Annotated in this window: 16 protein-coding genes; 10 read left to right on the top strand and 6 right to left on the bottom strand. The window is 56.5% G+C overall.

All coding sequences use genetic code 11. From position 1 onward, the window contains the following. Positions 1–229 precede the first annotated feature (229 nt). Positions 230–445, bottom strand: a complete 216-nt coding sequence (locus CKV94_RS01190) for a hypothetical protein (protein ID WP_003823211.1) — start codon at positions 443–445, stop codon at positions 230–232. Between the two features lie 87 nt (positions 446–532). Continuing rightward, positions 533–1,759, bottom strand: coding sequence for an aspartate kinase (locus CKV94_RS01185; RefSeq protein WP_003823210.1), 1,227 nt, complete (start codon positions 1,757–1,759; stop codon positions 533–535). A gap of 342 nt (positions 1,760–2,101) precedes the next feature. On the opposite strand from CKV94_RS01185, the gene CKV94_RS01180 reads away from it, so the two are divergent. The 3 genes from CKV94_RS01180 to CKV94_RS01170 all read left to right on the top strand — a co-directional run bounded on the left by CKV94_RS01180 (position 2,102) and on the right by CKV94_RS01170 (position 4,940). Then, complete coding sequence (locus tag CKV94_RS01180; RefSeq protein ID WP_003823209.1) at positions 2,102–2,713, top strand: class I SAM-dependent methyltransferase; 612 nt, start codon at positions 2,102–2,104, stop codon at positions 2,711–2,713. Between the two features lie 70 nt (positions 2,714–2,783). Then, positions 2,784–4,163 (top strand): DNA repair protein RadA, encoded by a 1,380-nt coding sequence (gene radA / locus CKV94_RS01175; protein ID WP_003823208.1) that lies wholly within the window; start codon positions 2,784–2,786, stop codon positions 4,161–4,163. Positions 4,164–4,274: 111 nt separating this feature from the next. Beyond that, positions 4,275–4,940, top strand: a complete 666-nt coding sequence (locus tag CKV94_RS01170; protein ID WP_003823206.1) for a hypothetical protein — start codon at positions 4,275–4,277, stop codon at positions 4,938–4,940. 166 nt (positions 4,941–5,106) lie between these two features. Here CKV94_RS01170 and CKV94_RS01165 read toward each other — a convergent pair whose 3' ends face one another. Beyond that, the gene (locus CKV94_RS01165; RefSeq protein ID WP_003823203.1) at positions 5,107–5,802 is read right to left on the bottom strand and encodes a Bax inhibitor-1 family protein; all 696 of its coding nucleotides are present in this window, start codon (positions 5,800–5,802) and stop codon (positions 5,107–5,109) included. Positions 5,803–6,007: 205 nt separating this feature from the next. Between CKV94_RS01165 and aroE the strand changes: the two genes are divergently transcribed. The 7 genes from aroE (at position 6,008) to gloA (ending at position 10,422) form a co-directional block, all read left to right on the top strand. Continuing rightward, positions 6,008–6,823 (top strand): shikimate dehydrogenase, encoded by an 816-nt coding sequence (aroE, locus tag CKV94_RS01160; RefSeq protein WP_003823202.1) that lies wholly within the window; start codon positions 6,008–6,010, stop codon positions 6,821–6,823. A 181-nt stretch (positions 6,824–7,004) separates the two neighbouring features. Then, complete coding sequence (queF, locus tag CKV94_RS01155; protein ID WP_003823200.1) at positions 7,005–7,475, top strand: preQ(1) synthase; 471 nt, start codon at positions 7,005–7,007, stop codon at positions 7,473–7,475. Between the two features lie 22 nt (positions 7,476–7,497). Next, positions 7,498–7,758: a hypothetical protein gene (locus tag CKV94_RS01150; protein WP_003823199.1), complete on the top strand. Its 261-nt coding sequence runs from the start codon at positions 7,498–7,500 to the stop codon at positions 7,756–7,758. Positions 7,759–7,815: 57 nt separating this feature from the next. Continuing rightward, a complete protein-coding gene (locus tag CKV94_RS01145) occupies positions 7,816–8,238 on the top strand; it encodes a hypothetical protein (protein ID WP_003823197.1) in 423 nt (140 codons plus the stop codon). Positions 8,239–8,338: 100 nt separating this feature from the next. Further along, positions 8,339–9,058: a 7-cyano-7-deazaguanine/7-aminomethyl-7-deazaguanine transporter gene (locus CKV94_RS01140; RefSeq protein WP_003823195.1), complete on the top strand. Its 720-nt coding sequence runs from the start codon at positions 8,339–8,341 to the stop codon at positions 9,056–9,058. Positions 9,059–9,261: 203 nt separating this feature from the next. After that, positions 9,262–9,939 carry a M48 family metallopeptidase gene (locus tag CKV94_RS01135; RefSeq protein WP_003823194.1) on the top strand — a complete coding sequence of 226 codons (678 nt, stop codon included), beginning with the start codon at positions 9,262–9,264 and terminating at the stop codon, positions 9,937–9,939. Positions 9,940–10,026: 87 nt separating this feature from the next. After that, positions 10,027–10,422: a lactoylglutathione lyase gene (gene gloA, locus CKV94_RS01130; protein WP_003823193.1), complete on the top strand. Its 396-nt coding sequence runs from the start codon at positions 10,027–10,029 to the stop codon at positions 10,420–10,422. Positions 10,423–10,491: 69 nt separating this feature from the next. On the opposite strand, the gene CKV94_RS01125 is transcribed toward gloA, so the two are convergent. From CKV94_RS01125 to purH, 3 genes are all read right to left on the bottom strand, one after another. Then, complete coding sequence (locus tag CKV94_RS01125; protein ID WP_003823192.1) at positions 10,492–11,208, bottom strand: DUF6348 family protein; 717 nt, start codon at positions 11,206–11,208, stop codon at positions 10,492–10,494. An 84-nt stretch (positions 11,209–11,292) separates the two neighbouring features. Further along, positions 11,293–11,787 (bottom strand): hypothetical protein, encoded by a 495-nt coding sequence (locus tag CKV94_RS01120; RefSeq protein ID WP_003823191.1) that lies wholly within the window; start codon positions 11,785–11,787, stop codon positions 11,293–11,295. A gap of 106 nt (positions 11,788–11,893) precedes the next feature. Then, complete coding sequence (purH, locus tag CKV94_RS01115) at positions 11,894–13,477, bottom strand: bifunctional phosphoribosylaminoimidazolecarboxamide formyltransferase/IMP cyclohydrolase (protein WP_003823190.1); 1,584 nt, start codon at positions 13,475–13,477, stop codon at positions 11,894–11,896. Positions 13,478–13,530 lie beyond the last annotated feature (53 nt).

The raw sequence follows: 13,530 nt of genomic DNA, 5'->3' as shown, positions 1-13,530 counted from the left end.
AACGGTGGAATGGCTTTCAGGTAGCCTTTGGGGCGGCAGGGATAGGGTGGTTTGTGAATATGGTTGGTTTACAAAAAGATAAAGTTTTTTTACTCGAACTAGGGCTAAGGCGGTTCAATAAAAGGTCGGCGTAGTAACGCCGGCTTAACTCTTGGCATATTCAAATTGTGTTTTCAGGTAGCCTTTCTGGGGAGGCTACCTGAAAATGGTGCGGAGCAGTGAAAACTTTTTAATCAATCTTCAACAGGGCTTCGATGGCGGCGGTGTATTGGGGTAGGCGCGCCATTTCTTCTTCGAGCTTGTGTTGGCTGCCGGAGTTGTTGAGGGCGGTGTCGATTAAATCCAGTGCGGCGGCTGTGGCGAGGATGCGGCGGCGTTTGGCCGGGCTGATGTTTTTCTCGTCGAGCAGGTCGGTGATGTTGCCGAAGTTGCGGTTTTTCATCATACGGGGAGTTCCTATGTAGGCTGAGGCTACCTGAAAATGTGCAGGGTAAAAAATGCCCCGCGCCGGAGAGGCTGCGGGGCAGGATGCTTACTGTTGACGGTCGAGGCCGAAGGCTTTGTGCAGCACGCGGGTGGCGAGCTCGAGGTATTTTTCATCGATCAGCACGGAAATTTTGATTTCGGAAGTGGAAATCAGCTGAATATTGATGTTTTCCTCGGCCAGGGTGCGGAACATGGTGGAGGCCACGTCGATGTGCGAGCGCATGCCGATGCCGACGATGGATACTTTGCATACGGTGTCATCGCCGTGGATATCGGCCGCACCGATGCTTTCCTGCACGCTTTGCAGCAAATCGATTGTGTGGCGGTAGTCGCCACGTGATACAGTGAAGGAGAAATCGGTGGTGCCTTCTTCGCCGGCATTTTGGATAATCATATCTACATCGATGTTGGCATCGGCCACCGCACCCAAAATCTGATAGGCGATGCCGGGTTTGTCGGGCACGCCGCGCACGTTGATGCGGGCTTGGTTTTTGTCGAATGCGATACCGGATACAATGGCTTTTTCCATGTTGGGGTCTTCCTCGTAAGTAATCAGGGTGCCTTCGCCGCCATCGGTGAGGCTGCTCAATACGCGCAGGCGCACTTTGTATTTGCCGGCGAATTCCACCGAGCGGATTTGCAGCACTTTGCTGCCCAGGCTCGCCAGTTCGAGCATTTCTTCAAACGATACGGTGTTCATGCGCCGTGCTTCGGGCACCACGCGCGGGTCGGTGGTGTAAACCCCGTCCACATCGGTGTAGATTTGGCATTCGTCTGCCTTGAGTGCGGCGGCCAGCGCCACGGCGGAAGTATCGGAGCCGCCGCGCCCCAGCGTGGTAATGTTGCCTTCGGCATCTACGCCTTGGAAACCGGCCACAATCACCACCTTGCCTGCCGCCAAATCGGCACGCATTTTGCTGTCGTCGATGTATTCGATGCGGGCTTTGGTGTGGGAATTATCAGTTTGCACCAGCACCTGCCAGCCGGTGTAGCTCTTGGCCGGAATGCCGATATCCATCAGCGCCATGGCCAAAAGGCCGATGGTTACTTGCTCGCCGGTGGCCAACACCACATCCATTTCGCGTGGGTCGGGAAACTCCTGAATTTCGTGCGCCAACGCCACCAGGCGGTTGGTTTCGCCGCTCATGGCGGATACCACCACCACCACGTCGTGCCCTTCGGCACGGGCGCGGGCAATGCGTTTGGCCACATTCTTAATGCGCTCGGGGCTTCCCACTGAAGTCCCGCCATATTTCTGTACCAATAAAGCCATTTGCTTGAATACTCTCTTTACTTTTGAAGCCAATCCGTATCACACCTGGCAACGGATTGGCCGAAAATTGGGAAGTGGACAGTTTGCCGATATATCAGGCAGAGCGGCATTATTGCCAGTTCGGCATAAAAAAACAAGCCTCACATCGCCGAAGCCGAGCCATTACCTAGGGGCACGGCAGTATTTCGCGACAGAACTTTCCCCTTGTCAGGCCAACTGCCGCGCAAAGGGTTTGCTACAATCCGCCTGCCCGAATACGCAAACGGTTACCTGAAAACAAATTGTCTGCCCCTATTTTCAGGTAGCCCCAACCCCCATCAAGGCTACCTGAAAAATTCCATCATGCTCCGCACCCTCAAAACCATCTGGCACGGCCTCACTGCTAAAGGCGCACTCTTTCCCCACCAACTCGCCTTCACCCTGCTCATCCCCCTGCGCAACTGGGCGCTTTCCCCCGCTGAGCTGGTGCGCCGGCTCGAGTTGCAGCCGCAACAGCGAATTCTCGAAGTAGGCTGCGGGCCGGGCTATTTCAGCCCTGCGCTCGCCCGTGCCGTGCCGCAGGGCAGCTTAGTGTTGGCCGATATTCAGCCCGAAATGCTGGCCAAGGCACGGCAGCGACTGGAAAAACGCCATATTACCAATGCCGAATACCACCTATGCAGCGGCAGCAGCTTTCCCTTTGCCAGAGGCTCGTTTCACCGCATCGTGCTGGTAACCGTTTTAGGCGAAGTAGCCGACCAAGCGGCCTACCTCGCCGAATTCCACCGTCTGCTCGCTCTAGACGGGCTGCTGTCCATTTCCGAAGCCGCCGGAGATGCGGATAAACTTAGCCGCACCGAGCTTATCCAATTGCTCGAGCAATACGGCTTCTCTCCCGTGCAACAATTCGGCAACGATCGCAATTACACGTTGAATTTCGGCAAAACAGATTTGAGCTTGGCAGAAACCTGCTGAGCTTTCAGGTAGCCTCATCCAATAGTTAAAAAGGCTACCTGAAAATAAAAGATACAAGGAAAACAATATTATGGCCAAAGCCCCCAAAACCCTCTACACCTGCACCGAATGCGGCGGCACCGTGCCCAAGTGGCAGGGCAAATGCCCGCACTGCGGCGAGTGGAACACCTTGCAGGAAGGCCTAGCCGCGCCCGAGCCGAAAAATGCCCGCTTTCAGTCTTGGGCGGCGGACACTACGCAAGTGCAGGAACTCTCCAAAGTTACCGCCGCCGAAGTGCCGCGCGAGCCCACCGGTATGGGCGAACTCGACCGCGTGCTCGGCGGCGGGCTGGTGGACGGCGCGGTGATTTTGTTGGGCGGCGACCCGGGCATCGGCAAATCCACGCTGCTGCTGCAAACCGTCGCCCTGATGGCGAAAAAACGCAAAGTGCTGTATGTGTCGGGCGAGGAATCGGCGCAACAGGTCGCCCTGCGCGCGCAGCGGCTGGGGCTGGATGCGGACGGCGTGCATCTGCTGGCGGAAATCCGTTTGGAAGCGGTGCAGGCTGCTTTGAAGCAGCACCAGCCCGCCGTGGTGGTCATCGACTCAATTCAAACCATGTATTCCGACCAAATCACCTCCGCGCCCGGCTCCGTGTCGCAGGTGCGCGAGTGTGCCGCCCAGTTCACGCGCATGGCCAAGCAGATGGGCATCGCCATGATTTTTGTCGGCCACGTCACCAAAGACGGCGCGATTGCCGGCCCGCGCGTGCTCGAGCATATGGTGGATACCGTGCTGTATTTTGAAGGCGACCAGCATTCCAACTACCGCATGATTCGCGCCATCAAAAACCGCTTCGGCGCGGCCAACGAGCTGGGCGTGTTCGCCATGCTGGAAAACGGCCTCAAAGGCGTGTCCAACCCCTCCGCCATCTTCCTCGCCAGCTACCGCGACGACGTGGCGGGCTCGTGCGTGCTGGTAACACAGGAAGGCAGCCGCCCGCTGCTGGTGGAAATCCAAGCACTGGTGGACGACGCGCACGGCTTCACGCCCAAGCGGCTCACCGTCGGCCTCGAACAAAACCGCCTCGCCATGCTCTTGGCCGTGCTCAACCGCCACGCCGGCATCGCCTGCTTCGACCAAGACGTGTTCATCAACGCCGTGGGCGGCGTGAAAATCAGCGAACCGGCAGCGGATTTGGCGGTGATTCTGGCGATGGTATCCAGCTTTCGCAACAAACCGCTGCCCGAAAAAATGGTCGCCTTCGGCGAAGTTGGCCTGAGCGGCGAAGTGCGCCCCGTGGCACGCGGGCAGGAACGGCTGAAAGAGGCGGAAAAACTCGGCTTCAAACGCGCCATCGTGCCCAAAGCCAACCTGCCGCGCAGCAGGAAAGAATTTCCCAGCCTGGAAATCTTCGGCGTGGAACGGCTGGATGAGGCGGTGAGATTGTGCAGGGATTTGGTAGATTAGGTTTCAGGTAGCCTGTGAGTGGATAAAGGCTACCTGAAAGCGCAGCTTCCATGCAGTGAAAACGAATACAGTAAACTTCTGCGCAACTAAAAACAGCCAGGCGAATTTGCCATGAACCAATCATCCGTCATTGAAAAGCTGCATCGCGTGTACACCGATTTCCTGGCCTGGAAAAGCGCCGAGTTTGGCAAACAACCCGAGCAGGAAATCGGCGGTGAATGGGAATGTAATTATGCCGCCATGCCTGAAGTGTGGGCGGCGTGTTTTGATTTTGCGCAGCAAATCCCTGCGCACGAATGGCAGCCCGAACAGGCCTGGCAGCTGCTTTATCTTACCGCGCGCGACAACGAAAGCGAATACATCGCCGGAATGCTGCCCGAGCCAGCCTTACTGCGGCTGTGCGAAACCTATCGGCAGCAGCCTGAGTATGATGCGGGCTGGCAGCTGGCCGTGCAGCTCCCGCGCCTCTCCAACCAAGCCGTTGCATGGCAATGGGCGGAATTTTTCTGCAACGACCCCGACGAATACACTTGCCGCCGCGCCCTGATGGTATCTGGCAGCATGCATGCGCCGCACACCGAACGCTATGCCGAACACTTTTGGCAGCGCGGCATCTACCGTGACGTTGCCGGCTGGGATGCGGATGAATACCAGAAAATTGCCGTGTTGCAGGCCTTGGCTGCTATGGGCTCGCCTTTGCTGCCGCAATATTTAAGCCTGGCTAGGCAAGATGGGCGGCGGTATTTGGTGCAGCAGGCGCAGGCTTTGGGCGGCTAGGCCGTTTTCAGTTTCATAGAAATACACAGTATTTTCCAGCAAGCGTAAGCTGAGTTGCCAAACCCAGCAAAACCATTGAATTTCTGATGCTGCCTGAACCGACCATTAGAAAAGGCTACCTGAAACTTTTCAGGTAGCCTTTTATTCAATCACTACTTACAGCGGTTTAGTCTTCGCCGGCAAATGCCAACAGCAGGCGCAGGAGGCCGGTGAAGATGTTGTAAATGGCAACAAACAGCGTCAACGCGGCGCTGATGTGGCTGTCTTCACCGCCTTCGATGATCACGCGTACCTGCCACATAATCAGCACGGAGCTCACGATCACAAACAGGGCGGATACGGTGAGTGAGAGCGCGGGAATGCTCAGGAAGAGGTTGGCTATCATAGCGATAAAGGCCACCACAAAGCCCACGGTAACGAAGCGGGCAATGCTGTTGGTTTGGAAGGTAGGCGATTTGGCCATAGCTGCCATGCTCAGGAACACGGCGGCAGTCATCACGGCGGCGATGCCAATGAGCTCGATGCCGTTGGAAAGCGCCAGGCTGTAGTTCAAAATCGGGCCGAGCGTGAAGCCCAGGCCGAAAGTGAGCACCATCAGCAGGGCCGCGCCCACATTGCTGTAACGGTTTTTCTCGATCAGGAAGCTCATGCCGTAGAAGAAGGCGAAGAAAATGCCCAGGGCAACCCAATAGTTGCCGGTGAAGCTGAACAGGCTCAGGCCGGTGGCCATGGCGACGAACGCGCCGGCAGCCGCCGGAAGGAACGAGAGCCCGAGCAGGCCGTAGGTTTTACGCAAAATGGTGCTTTGCGCGGAAACGCTGCTGCCCACGTCGGTGTAATCGTAAACATTGCGCGGTTGCATGTGGAAAAACTCCTCTTGATATCAAATAAAAAAGAAACGAATGCGGATTGTAGCAGCAAATACCCCGTTTGCAAAAAATTCAGCCGGCCGCTGCTGCTGCCTGTTTGGGCAGTTAAACAGCAAGATGGGGCAGCAGGGCAGGTTTGCAAGCGTTGCGGCATATATTTGGCTATAATTCAGCACTTTCTATTCTCTGCCGCACACCATGCCTGCTCCCCGCTATGCCGTTCTCGGCAACCCCGTGGCCCACAGCCGCTCGCCTGCCATCCACCAAATGTTTGCCGCCCAAGAAGGTACGGCGATCGAATATGAACGATTACTGGCCGAGCCGGGCTGCTTCGCCCAAGCTGCCGCCGCCTTTTTCGCTGCGGGCGGCATGGGCGCAAACGTAACCGTGCCGTTCAAAACCGATGCCTGTGCCTGGGCAGGCAGCCTGTCCGAACGCGCCCGTGCCGCCGGTGCGGCTAACACATTAATCAAACAAGCTAACGGCCGAATCCATGCCGATAATACCGACGGCCTCGGCTTAGTGGCCGATATTAGCCGCAACTTTCAGGTAGCTCTAGCGGGCAAACGCATCCTCATCATCGGCGCGGGTGGCGCAGCGCGCGGCGTGATTCTGCCCCTGCTCGAATGCCGCCCCGCCAGCCTCACTATTGCCAACCGCACCGCGGCCAAAGCGCAAGAGCTGGCTGCCATTTTCGGCATCCGCGCCGCCGAGTTGGGCGAGCTGCCTGCCGCCGGTTTCGATATCATCATCAACGCCACCTCCGGCAGCCTGAGCGGCCAAGTGCCCGCCATTGCCCCTGCTGTATTCGCCCAATGCGAACTCGCCTACGACATGGCCTACGGCCACGAGCCCACCGCCTTTATGCGCTTCGCCGCCGAATCCGGCGCAGGGCGCAGCGCCGACGGCTTGGGCATGCTGGTGGAACAAGCTGCCGAATCCTACCGCCTCTGGCGCGGTTTTTCCCCAAAAACCGCCCCCGTACTAGCCGCCCTGCGCGCCGGAGCGATTTAGCATAAATCTGCCAAAGGCTACCTGAAATTTTGGCCTCTCAGAAACTCAGCTTCCGGCAGAAACTCCATTTTAACTTCGTTGAAGCCGCTCTTTCAGGTAGCCTAAAAATCCTTTATAATCCGCTCCTTTTTTCCAAACCGCGGTTCGCAACCCTCCCGCGTTACCAAAACTAAGGACTCCCATGCGCAATAAAGAAGAGCTCAGCGGCCTCTCACTGCTGGGCAACACCGGCACGCAATATCCCTCAACCTACGCCCCCAAAATCCTCGAAGCGTTCGACAACAAACACCCCGGCAACGACTATTTCGTCAAATTCGTTTGCCCGGAATTCACCAGCCTGTGCCCACTCACCGGCCAGCCCGATTTTGCCACCATCCTCATCCGCTATATCCCCGACATCAAAATGGTGGAGAGCAAATCGCTCAAACTCTACCTCTTCAGCTTCCGCAACCACGGCGACTTTCACGAAGATTGCATCAACATCATCATGAAAGACCTCATCAAACTGATGAACCCGAAATATATTGAAGTGTTCGGCGAATTCACTCCGCGCGGCGGCATCGCCATCCATCCGTTCGCCAACTATGGCCGCCCCGGTACACCGTTCGAGCAAATGGCGCGCGAGCGGCTGTTTACACACGATATGCAGTAAGCCTGCGGGCTACCGGAAACCCATGCCGATTGCTGAAATTAAAAATCGTGCTACCTCTCTTCCCCCGCTGGATAACGCAGCACTGGCTGCCGAAATTCAGATGCTAAAACAGCACGGCGCGGCATGGCTGGCTTGTATTGCCTTTGTGCAAGCCAACCGCCGCATCAGCCTGAACGAAGCCAAACGGCTCACCCTTTCCCTGCTGGTTTTCAGCAATGAAGACAAAGCCGTTTTTGAACAGGCCTGCCAAATCATGCAGGCAGAGTTTGAGCAGGAAACATAGCAGCCATATTTTTCAGGTAGCCTCTACGCCTATCTCCTAAAATTTATAGAAAACATCATGTCTCATACCCTTCCTACCCACTACGCCGGCCAGCCGCTGCCAGCCGAATACCTCGCCATGATTGCCCAAGTACATGCCATCCAAGTGTATGAAACGCCTGAAGGTAAAAATGTGGATTTCGAACCGCCCAAGCTATTGTGCAAAACAGACCGCAACGGCCTGCCCTACTATGCAGACCTTTCCGACCCCGAGTTCTACTTCAAAGACATCGAAACCCGCAGCGATTGGCCGCAATTATCGCTGGAAGAAATACAGCAGGGCTTTACCATCGGCAGCCACAATGAAGGCCGCTTGTTCCTCCTGCCCAACCAATCCGTTTGGCTGATTTACAGCGATTTGTTCTACCAAAAAATTCCCGACCACTTCAGCCAATGGTTTGCCGGCCTCAGCTTCTCCTTTGAAGCAGGCGGCGAAGATTAGGTTTCTCCAACTAAGGCTACCTGAAACCCTATTTCCAACCCCGCGCGGTTCGCAACCCTCCCGCGCAGATTTTTATCTAAACCAAAACTAAGGACCATTCATGCAAAACTACCGCTTCACCCCCGCCCAACAGCAGCAAGCCCTCCGCTGGCTCGTTTTCTTCCACATCCTGGTGATTGCTGCCAGCAACTATCTCGTGCAGTTCCCCTTCAGCATAACCCTGCCCAACGGCTTCGAAGTACATTCCACCTGGGGCGCGCTCAGTTTCCCCTTCATCTTCCTCGCCACCGATTTAACCGTGCGCATCTTCGGCCAAAGCCTCGCCCGACGCATTATCTTCTTCGTTATGTTCCCCGCCTTGCTCGTTTCCTATGCCTTTTCCGTGCTGTTTCAAGAAGGCGCGTGGACAGGCTGGAGCGCGCTTGCTGTGTTCGTGATGCCCGTGTTCCGCATCGCCCTGGCCAGCTTTGCCGCCTATGCCGTGGGCCAAATCCTCGATATTGTCGTGTTCAACCGCCTGCGCCAGCTGAAATCCTGGTGGATTGCCCCCACCGCCTCCACCTTCGCCGGCAACGCCGTGGATACCGTGCTTTTCTTCTCCATCGCCTTCGCCGGCAGCAGCGATGCCTTTATGGCCGCCAACTGGCCGCACATCGCCTTTGTTGATTACTTGTTCAAACTCGTGATCGGCACACTCTTCTTCCTGCCCGCCTACGGCCTCATCCTCAACATCCTCACCCGCAAGCTCACCACTTTGCACCAGCCCGTTGCCACCGAAGCCGTATCCGCCCAGCCGGAAGCCGCCGGCCAATCCAATTAAACTTTCAGGTAGCCTTTTTTGCTCAAAGGCTACCTGAAACATCAAACCGCAGGCCGGGCATTCATGCCAAACAACTGTCAGGCGAAAATATCGGGCATAAGCCTGCCAGCCGTCGGCTGATGTGTTTGCACCAGCATAAATATTTTCAGGTAGCCTAAGGCTACCTGAAACCATATTCTCTTACACCAATCCTAAAACCCGCCATGCCCCTCCTCACCCACACCCTTGCCAACGGCCACACCATCCAACTCCACCTCAGCCGCCGTGCTAAGAAAAACATCATCCTGCGGGCGCACAGCGAACACAGCCTGCGCCTCAGTATCCCTCCTCAGCTAAGCCTGTCCGAGTTGCGCCGCTGGCTGCAATATAATGAAACTGCCCTGCAGCAAATGCTCCAGCGAAGCCATGCCCCGCCTACTGCCCCCGGCCATCTCTGGCTCTACGGCCAGCCGCACCAACTGCAATCCCACGCCCAAGCCGCCATCCAAATCCAGACTGGCCGCATCCTCCTGCCCGCAGCCGAATGGCCGCAACAGCAAGCCCTCCTGCGCCAACACCTCCAGCCGCTGGCCGAAGCCTACCTCCTCCCCCGCCTCGCCACACACGCCCAGCGCCTGCAACTTATTCCCGAGCACACCGCCCTCAGCCGCGCCAAAACCTTCTGGGGCGTATGCCGCCGCCGCAATATCCGCCTCAACTGGCGGCTCGTCGGCGCGCCCGAATACGTGGCCGACTACGTCTGCGTGCACGAACTCTGCCACCTGTGCCACCCCAACCACAGCCCCGCCTTTTGGGCAGCAGTCGAACAACACACCCCGCATCGAACCGCTGCCACTGCTTGGCTCAAACAGCACGGCCGCGAGTTGTTTCTGCTGGGCTGAACCAGTTTTCAGGTAGCCTGAAGCCCGCAGCCTGCCAGGAACCTGTTACAATCTGCCTCACTAGCAAACACCTACCAAGGACAAACCATGCGAATCCTCCATACCATGCTGCGCGTCGGCAACCTCGACACTTCTCTCGCCTTCTACCAAGAGGTGCTCGGCATGAAACTTCTGCGCCGCAAAGATTACCCCGAAGGCCGTTTCACCCTTGCCTTTGTCGGCTACGGCAGCGAAGACGAAACCGCCGTGCTCGAGCTCACCCACAACTGGGATACCGCAAGCTACGACCTCGGCAACGCCTACGGCCACATCGCCATCGAAGTGGAAGACGCCTATGCTACTTGCGATGCGGTGCGTGCCAAAGGCGGCAAAGTGGTGCGCGAAGCCGGCCCGATGAAACACGGCAACACCGTTATCGCCTTCGTGGAAGACCCGGACGGCTACAAAATCGAATTCATCCAAAAACACGGCCGCGAAGATTAACACCATCGGCAAAAAGGCTACCTGAAAAATTTCAGGTAGCCTTTATTTATGGCAAAACGATAGGGGGGCTTATGCCCGGCCTTCATCCAAGGGCTTGAGCATGATGCAGCGGCGTACGCTGTAATAGGTTTCTCTGCGCGGCCAGGGGAGCTGGGCAAATTGATTTTCTTCTTCAGCGGTGCCATCTTGGTTGTCGATCATAAATTCCACGGTCATCGTTTCGTTGTCCGATTGGGCGTAGAAGAAGCGGATTAAATGATATTGCGCTGTGAGGTTTTGATGGCAGATGACGGCTTGCAGCGTGCTTTCCAGCGCTTCGGGGATGATGTTACCGATGGTTTCCGCATCGCCGCCGTCGGTGTTTTCGCCCAGTTTTTTCGTTGTCCAGTCGCCCAAAATGGCTTGGAAACGGTTGCCGTTGTGGGTGGTCCAGATTTCGTGCGGGCAATGGTTTTCGCTAGGGTTGAACGCATCCAGCAAAACGTGCAGGCTGTTGGTGCAGAAGCTTTGCAGGTTGCGCGAGAGGGCTTCTTCCAGACTCTCGCCGATGTCGCCGCAGCATTCGTAGAGTTCGCGCCCGTCGGGCAGGGTGATACCGACATCGAAACGGCTCACCACCGCGCCGTTGGCGTGTTCGCGCGGAAACGCCCAGGTTTCGAGCTGCACGGGCACAGCGAAATCGGGCAGGATTTTTTCGCCCCGCGTTTGGCAGGTATAGCCGTGGGCTTGCAGGATTTCTGCGAGGGCTTCGTTGAGGTTTAGGGTATCGAGTTCTTGAGGTTCCATGAGTTTGCTCTTGAGGCTACCTGAAAAATATGGTGGTTGATAGGGGCTATGTTGTTATCGATTCTAACAAAGTTTGGTGTAGCCTTAGTGCTGGTTGGTCATTTCGCTAATACAGCGCCGTACGCTGCGTTTGAATGAAACCAAGCGGTGTCCTGGCGTGGCGGAGTAGATGTCATCAACCAAACAGCGGCCGTTTGGGCTGCATTGCAGCACGAATTGCACTTGGGTGGCCGAGAAATCGCCGGGAAACTGCTGGAATACGGCTTCGATTCGGCCGTTGGCCAGTGGCCGGATGTTTAGCGTCCGATTTAGGCTGGCTTGATCCCAATCCTGCCCGGCAATAATCGGGTCGTAATCGATGCAGCCGACTTCGTTCGGTGGTGTATGCTGTTTGTCTTCTTGGTATACAGCCTGTAGATCGGCGGAAAAATGGCGTTCCGGATGTGCATGAATAGTATTGCCGTTTTGATAGGGTACATATAGGCCTTGGATCAAGGCCAGTTTTTGTGGGCGGAAATTGTCTGCTCCGGCTGTTGTGGCGCAGGCAAGCAATAGGGCGGTCAAAATATATTTTTGCATATTGCTTCTCCTAATAATTGTGTTCTGAAACAATGTTTCTTCATTATATCAGTTATATAAAAGGCTACCTGAAACTTTCAGGTAGCCTTTTGCCATACGGAAAAGCTTAATGCCTGAAATGCCGCATGCCCGTTACCACCATGGCGATGCCGTGTTCGTCGGCCGCATCAAAAACTTCCTGATCGCGCATCGAGCCTGCGGGGTGGATGATGGCTTTGATGCCCTGTTCGGCAATCACGTCCACGCCGTCGCGGAACGGGAAGAAGGCATCGGAGGCAGCGCATGCGCCATTTAAGTCCAAACCTGCGTCCTGCGCTTTGCGGGCGGCGATGCGGGTGCTGTCCACGCGGCTCATTTGGCCTGCGCCGATGCCATATGTTTGTCCGCCTTTGCCGAACACGATGGCATTGGATTTGACGTATTTGGCGACGTTCCAAACAAACAGCAAATCGTTCCATTCCTGCTCGGTCGGTTGGCGTTTGGAGACGACTTTCAAATCGGCGCGGCTGATGCGGTGGATGTCGGGCGTTTGTACCAACAGTCCGCCGCCGACGCGTTTGAGTTCAAAGCGGTTCGCACCTGCTTCTAGAGGCACTTCCAATACGCGCACGTTTTTCTTGGCGGCGGCGATTTCGAGGGCTTCGGCGGTGAACTTTGGCGCCATCAGGACTTCCATAAACTGGTTGTCGGTAATCTGTTTGACGGTTTCGCCGTCTACTTCGCGATTGAAGGCGATGATGCCGCCGAACGCGCTGGTGGTGTCGGTGGCGTAGGCGAGTTTGTAGGCGGTCAATGTATCGGCTGCAACGGCGACGCCGCACGGATTGGCGTGTTTCACAATCACGCAGGCGGGTGCGTCGAAGGATTTGACGGCTTCCCAAGCGGCATCGGCATCGGCGATGTTGTTGTAGGACAATTCCTTACCTTGCAGTTGTTTGTAGGCGGCGAGGCTGCCTGCGGCGGGGTACACATCGCGGTAGAACGCGGCGCGTTGGTGCGGATTTTCGCCGTAGCGCATGTCTTGCACTTTAATCCAGCTTTGGTTGAACTGGCTGGGGAATTCGCCGATTTCGGGCGTGCCGCTCAATACGTCGTCTGAAAGTGAAGTCAGGTAGTTGGAAATCATACCGTCGTATTGGGCGGTGTGGCTGAACGCCTTACGCGACAGGTTGAAGCGGGTTTTGTCGCTCAACGCGCCGCCGTTGGCTTCCATTTCGGCGGCGATGGCGGGGAAGTCGGCGGTGTCGGTAACGATGGCGACGTGTTTCCAGTTTTTCGCGGCGGAGCGCACCATGGTCGGGCCGCCGATGTCGATGTTTTCAATCGCGTCTTCCAGCGTGCAGTTTGGCTTGGCGATGGTGGCGGCGAAGGGGTAGAGGTTCACGCACACTAGGTCGATGTTGCCGATGTCGTGCTCTTCCATAGTGGCAACGTGATCAAGCAAATCGCGCCGGCCGAGAATGCCGCCGTGGATTTTTGGATGCAGCGTTTTCACGCGGCCGTCGAGCATTTCGGGGAAGCCGGTGTAGTCGGACACTTCGATGACGGGAACGCCCGCATCGGCAAGCAGCTTGGCCGTGCCGCCGGTGGAGAGGATGGCCACGCCGAGCTTGTCGAGCGTGCGGGCAAATTCGACCGCGCCGGTTTTATCGGAAAGGCTGATGAGGGCGCGTTTGATTTTAGGGAGCATGGGGATTCCTTTGTAGGGTAGATAATGGGAAGGGAAGGGGCTACCTGAAATTT

It is taken from the genome of Eikenella corrodens, assembly GCF_900187105.1.
Lineage (GTDB): Bacteria > Pseudomonadota > Gammaproteobacteria > Burkholderiales > Neisseriaceae > Eikenella > Eikenella corrodens.
The sequence above is the reverse complement of the archived record's forward strand: the minus strand, read 5'-3'. Positions and strand labels throughout refer to the sequence as shown.

Excerpts from the sequence above, each read along its gene's own strand:
- CKV94_RS01190 (WP_003823211.1), bottom strand. The coding sequence starts at position 445 with ATGATGAAAAACCGCAACTTCGGCAACATCACCGACCTGCTCGACGAG.
- CKV94_RS01185 (WP_003823210.1), bottom strand. The coding sequence starts at position 1,759 with ATGGCTTTATTGGTACAGAAATATGGCGGGACTTCAGTGGGAAGCCCC.
- CKV94_RS01180 (WP_003823209.1), top strand. The coding sequence starts at position 2,102 with ATGCTCCGCACCCTCAAAACCATCTGGCACGGCCTCACTGCTAAAGGC.
- radA (WP_003823208.1), top strand. The coding sequence starts at position 2,784 with ATGGCCAAAGCCCCCAAAACCCTCTACACCTGCACCGAATGCGGCGGC.
- CKV94_RS01170 (WP_003823206.1), top strand. The coding sequence starts at position 4,275 with ATGAACCAATCATCCGTCATTGAAAAGCTGCATCGCGTGTACACCGAT.
- CKV94_RS01165 (WP_003823203.1), bottom strand. The coding sequence starts at position 5,802 with ATGCAACCGCGCAATGTTTACGATTACACCGACGTGGGCAGCAGCGTT.
- aroE (WP_003823202.1), top strand. The coding sequence starts at position 6,008 with ATGCCTGCTCCCCGCTATGCCGTTCTCGGCAACCCCGTGGCCCACAGC.
- queF (WP_003823200.1), top strand. The coding sequence starts at position 7,005 with ATGCGCAATAAAGAAGAGCTCAGCGGCCTCTCACTGCTGGGCAACACC.
- CKV94_RS01150 (WP_003823199.1), top strand. The coding sequence starts at position 7,498 with ATGCCGATTGCTGAAATTAAAAATCGTGCTACCTCTCTTCCCCCGCTG.
- CKV94_RS01145 (WP_003823197.1), top strand. The coding sequence starts at position 7,816 with ATGTCTCATACCCTTCCTACCCACTACGCCGGCCAGCCGCTGCCAGCC.
- CKV94_RS01140 (WP_003823195.1), top strand. The coding sequence starts at position 8,339 with ATGCAAAACTACCGCTTCACCCCCGCCCAACAGCAGCAAGCCCTCCGC.
- CKV94_RS01135 (WP_003823194.1), top strand. The coding sequence starts at position 9,262 with ATGCCCCTCCTCACCCACACCCTTGCCAACGGCCACACCATCCAACTC.
- gloA (WP_003823193.1), top strand. The coding sequence starts at position 10,027 with ATGCGAATCCTCCATACCATGCTGCGCGTCGGCAACCTCGACACTTCT.
- CKV94_RS01125 (WP_003823192.1), bottom strand. The coding sequence starts at position 11,208 with ATGGAACCTCAAGAACTCGATACCCTAAACCTCAACGAAGCCCTCGCA.
- CKV94_RS01120 (WP_003823191.1), bottom strand. The coding sequence starts at position 11,787 with ATGCAAAAATATATTTTGACCGCCCTATTGCTTGCCTGCGCCACAACA.
- purH (WP_003823190.1), bottom strand. The coding sequence starts at position 13,477 with ATGCTCCCTAAAATCAAACGCGCCCTCATCAGCCTTTCCGATAAAACC.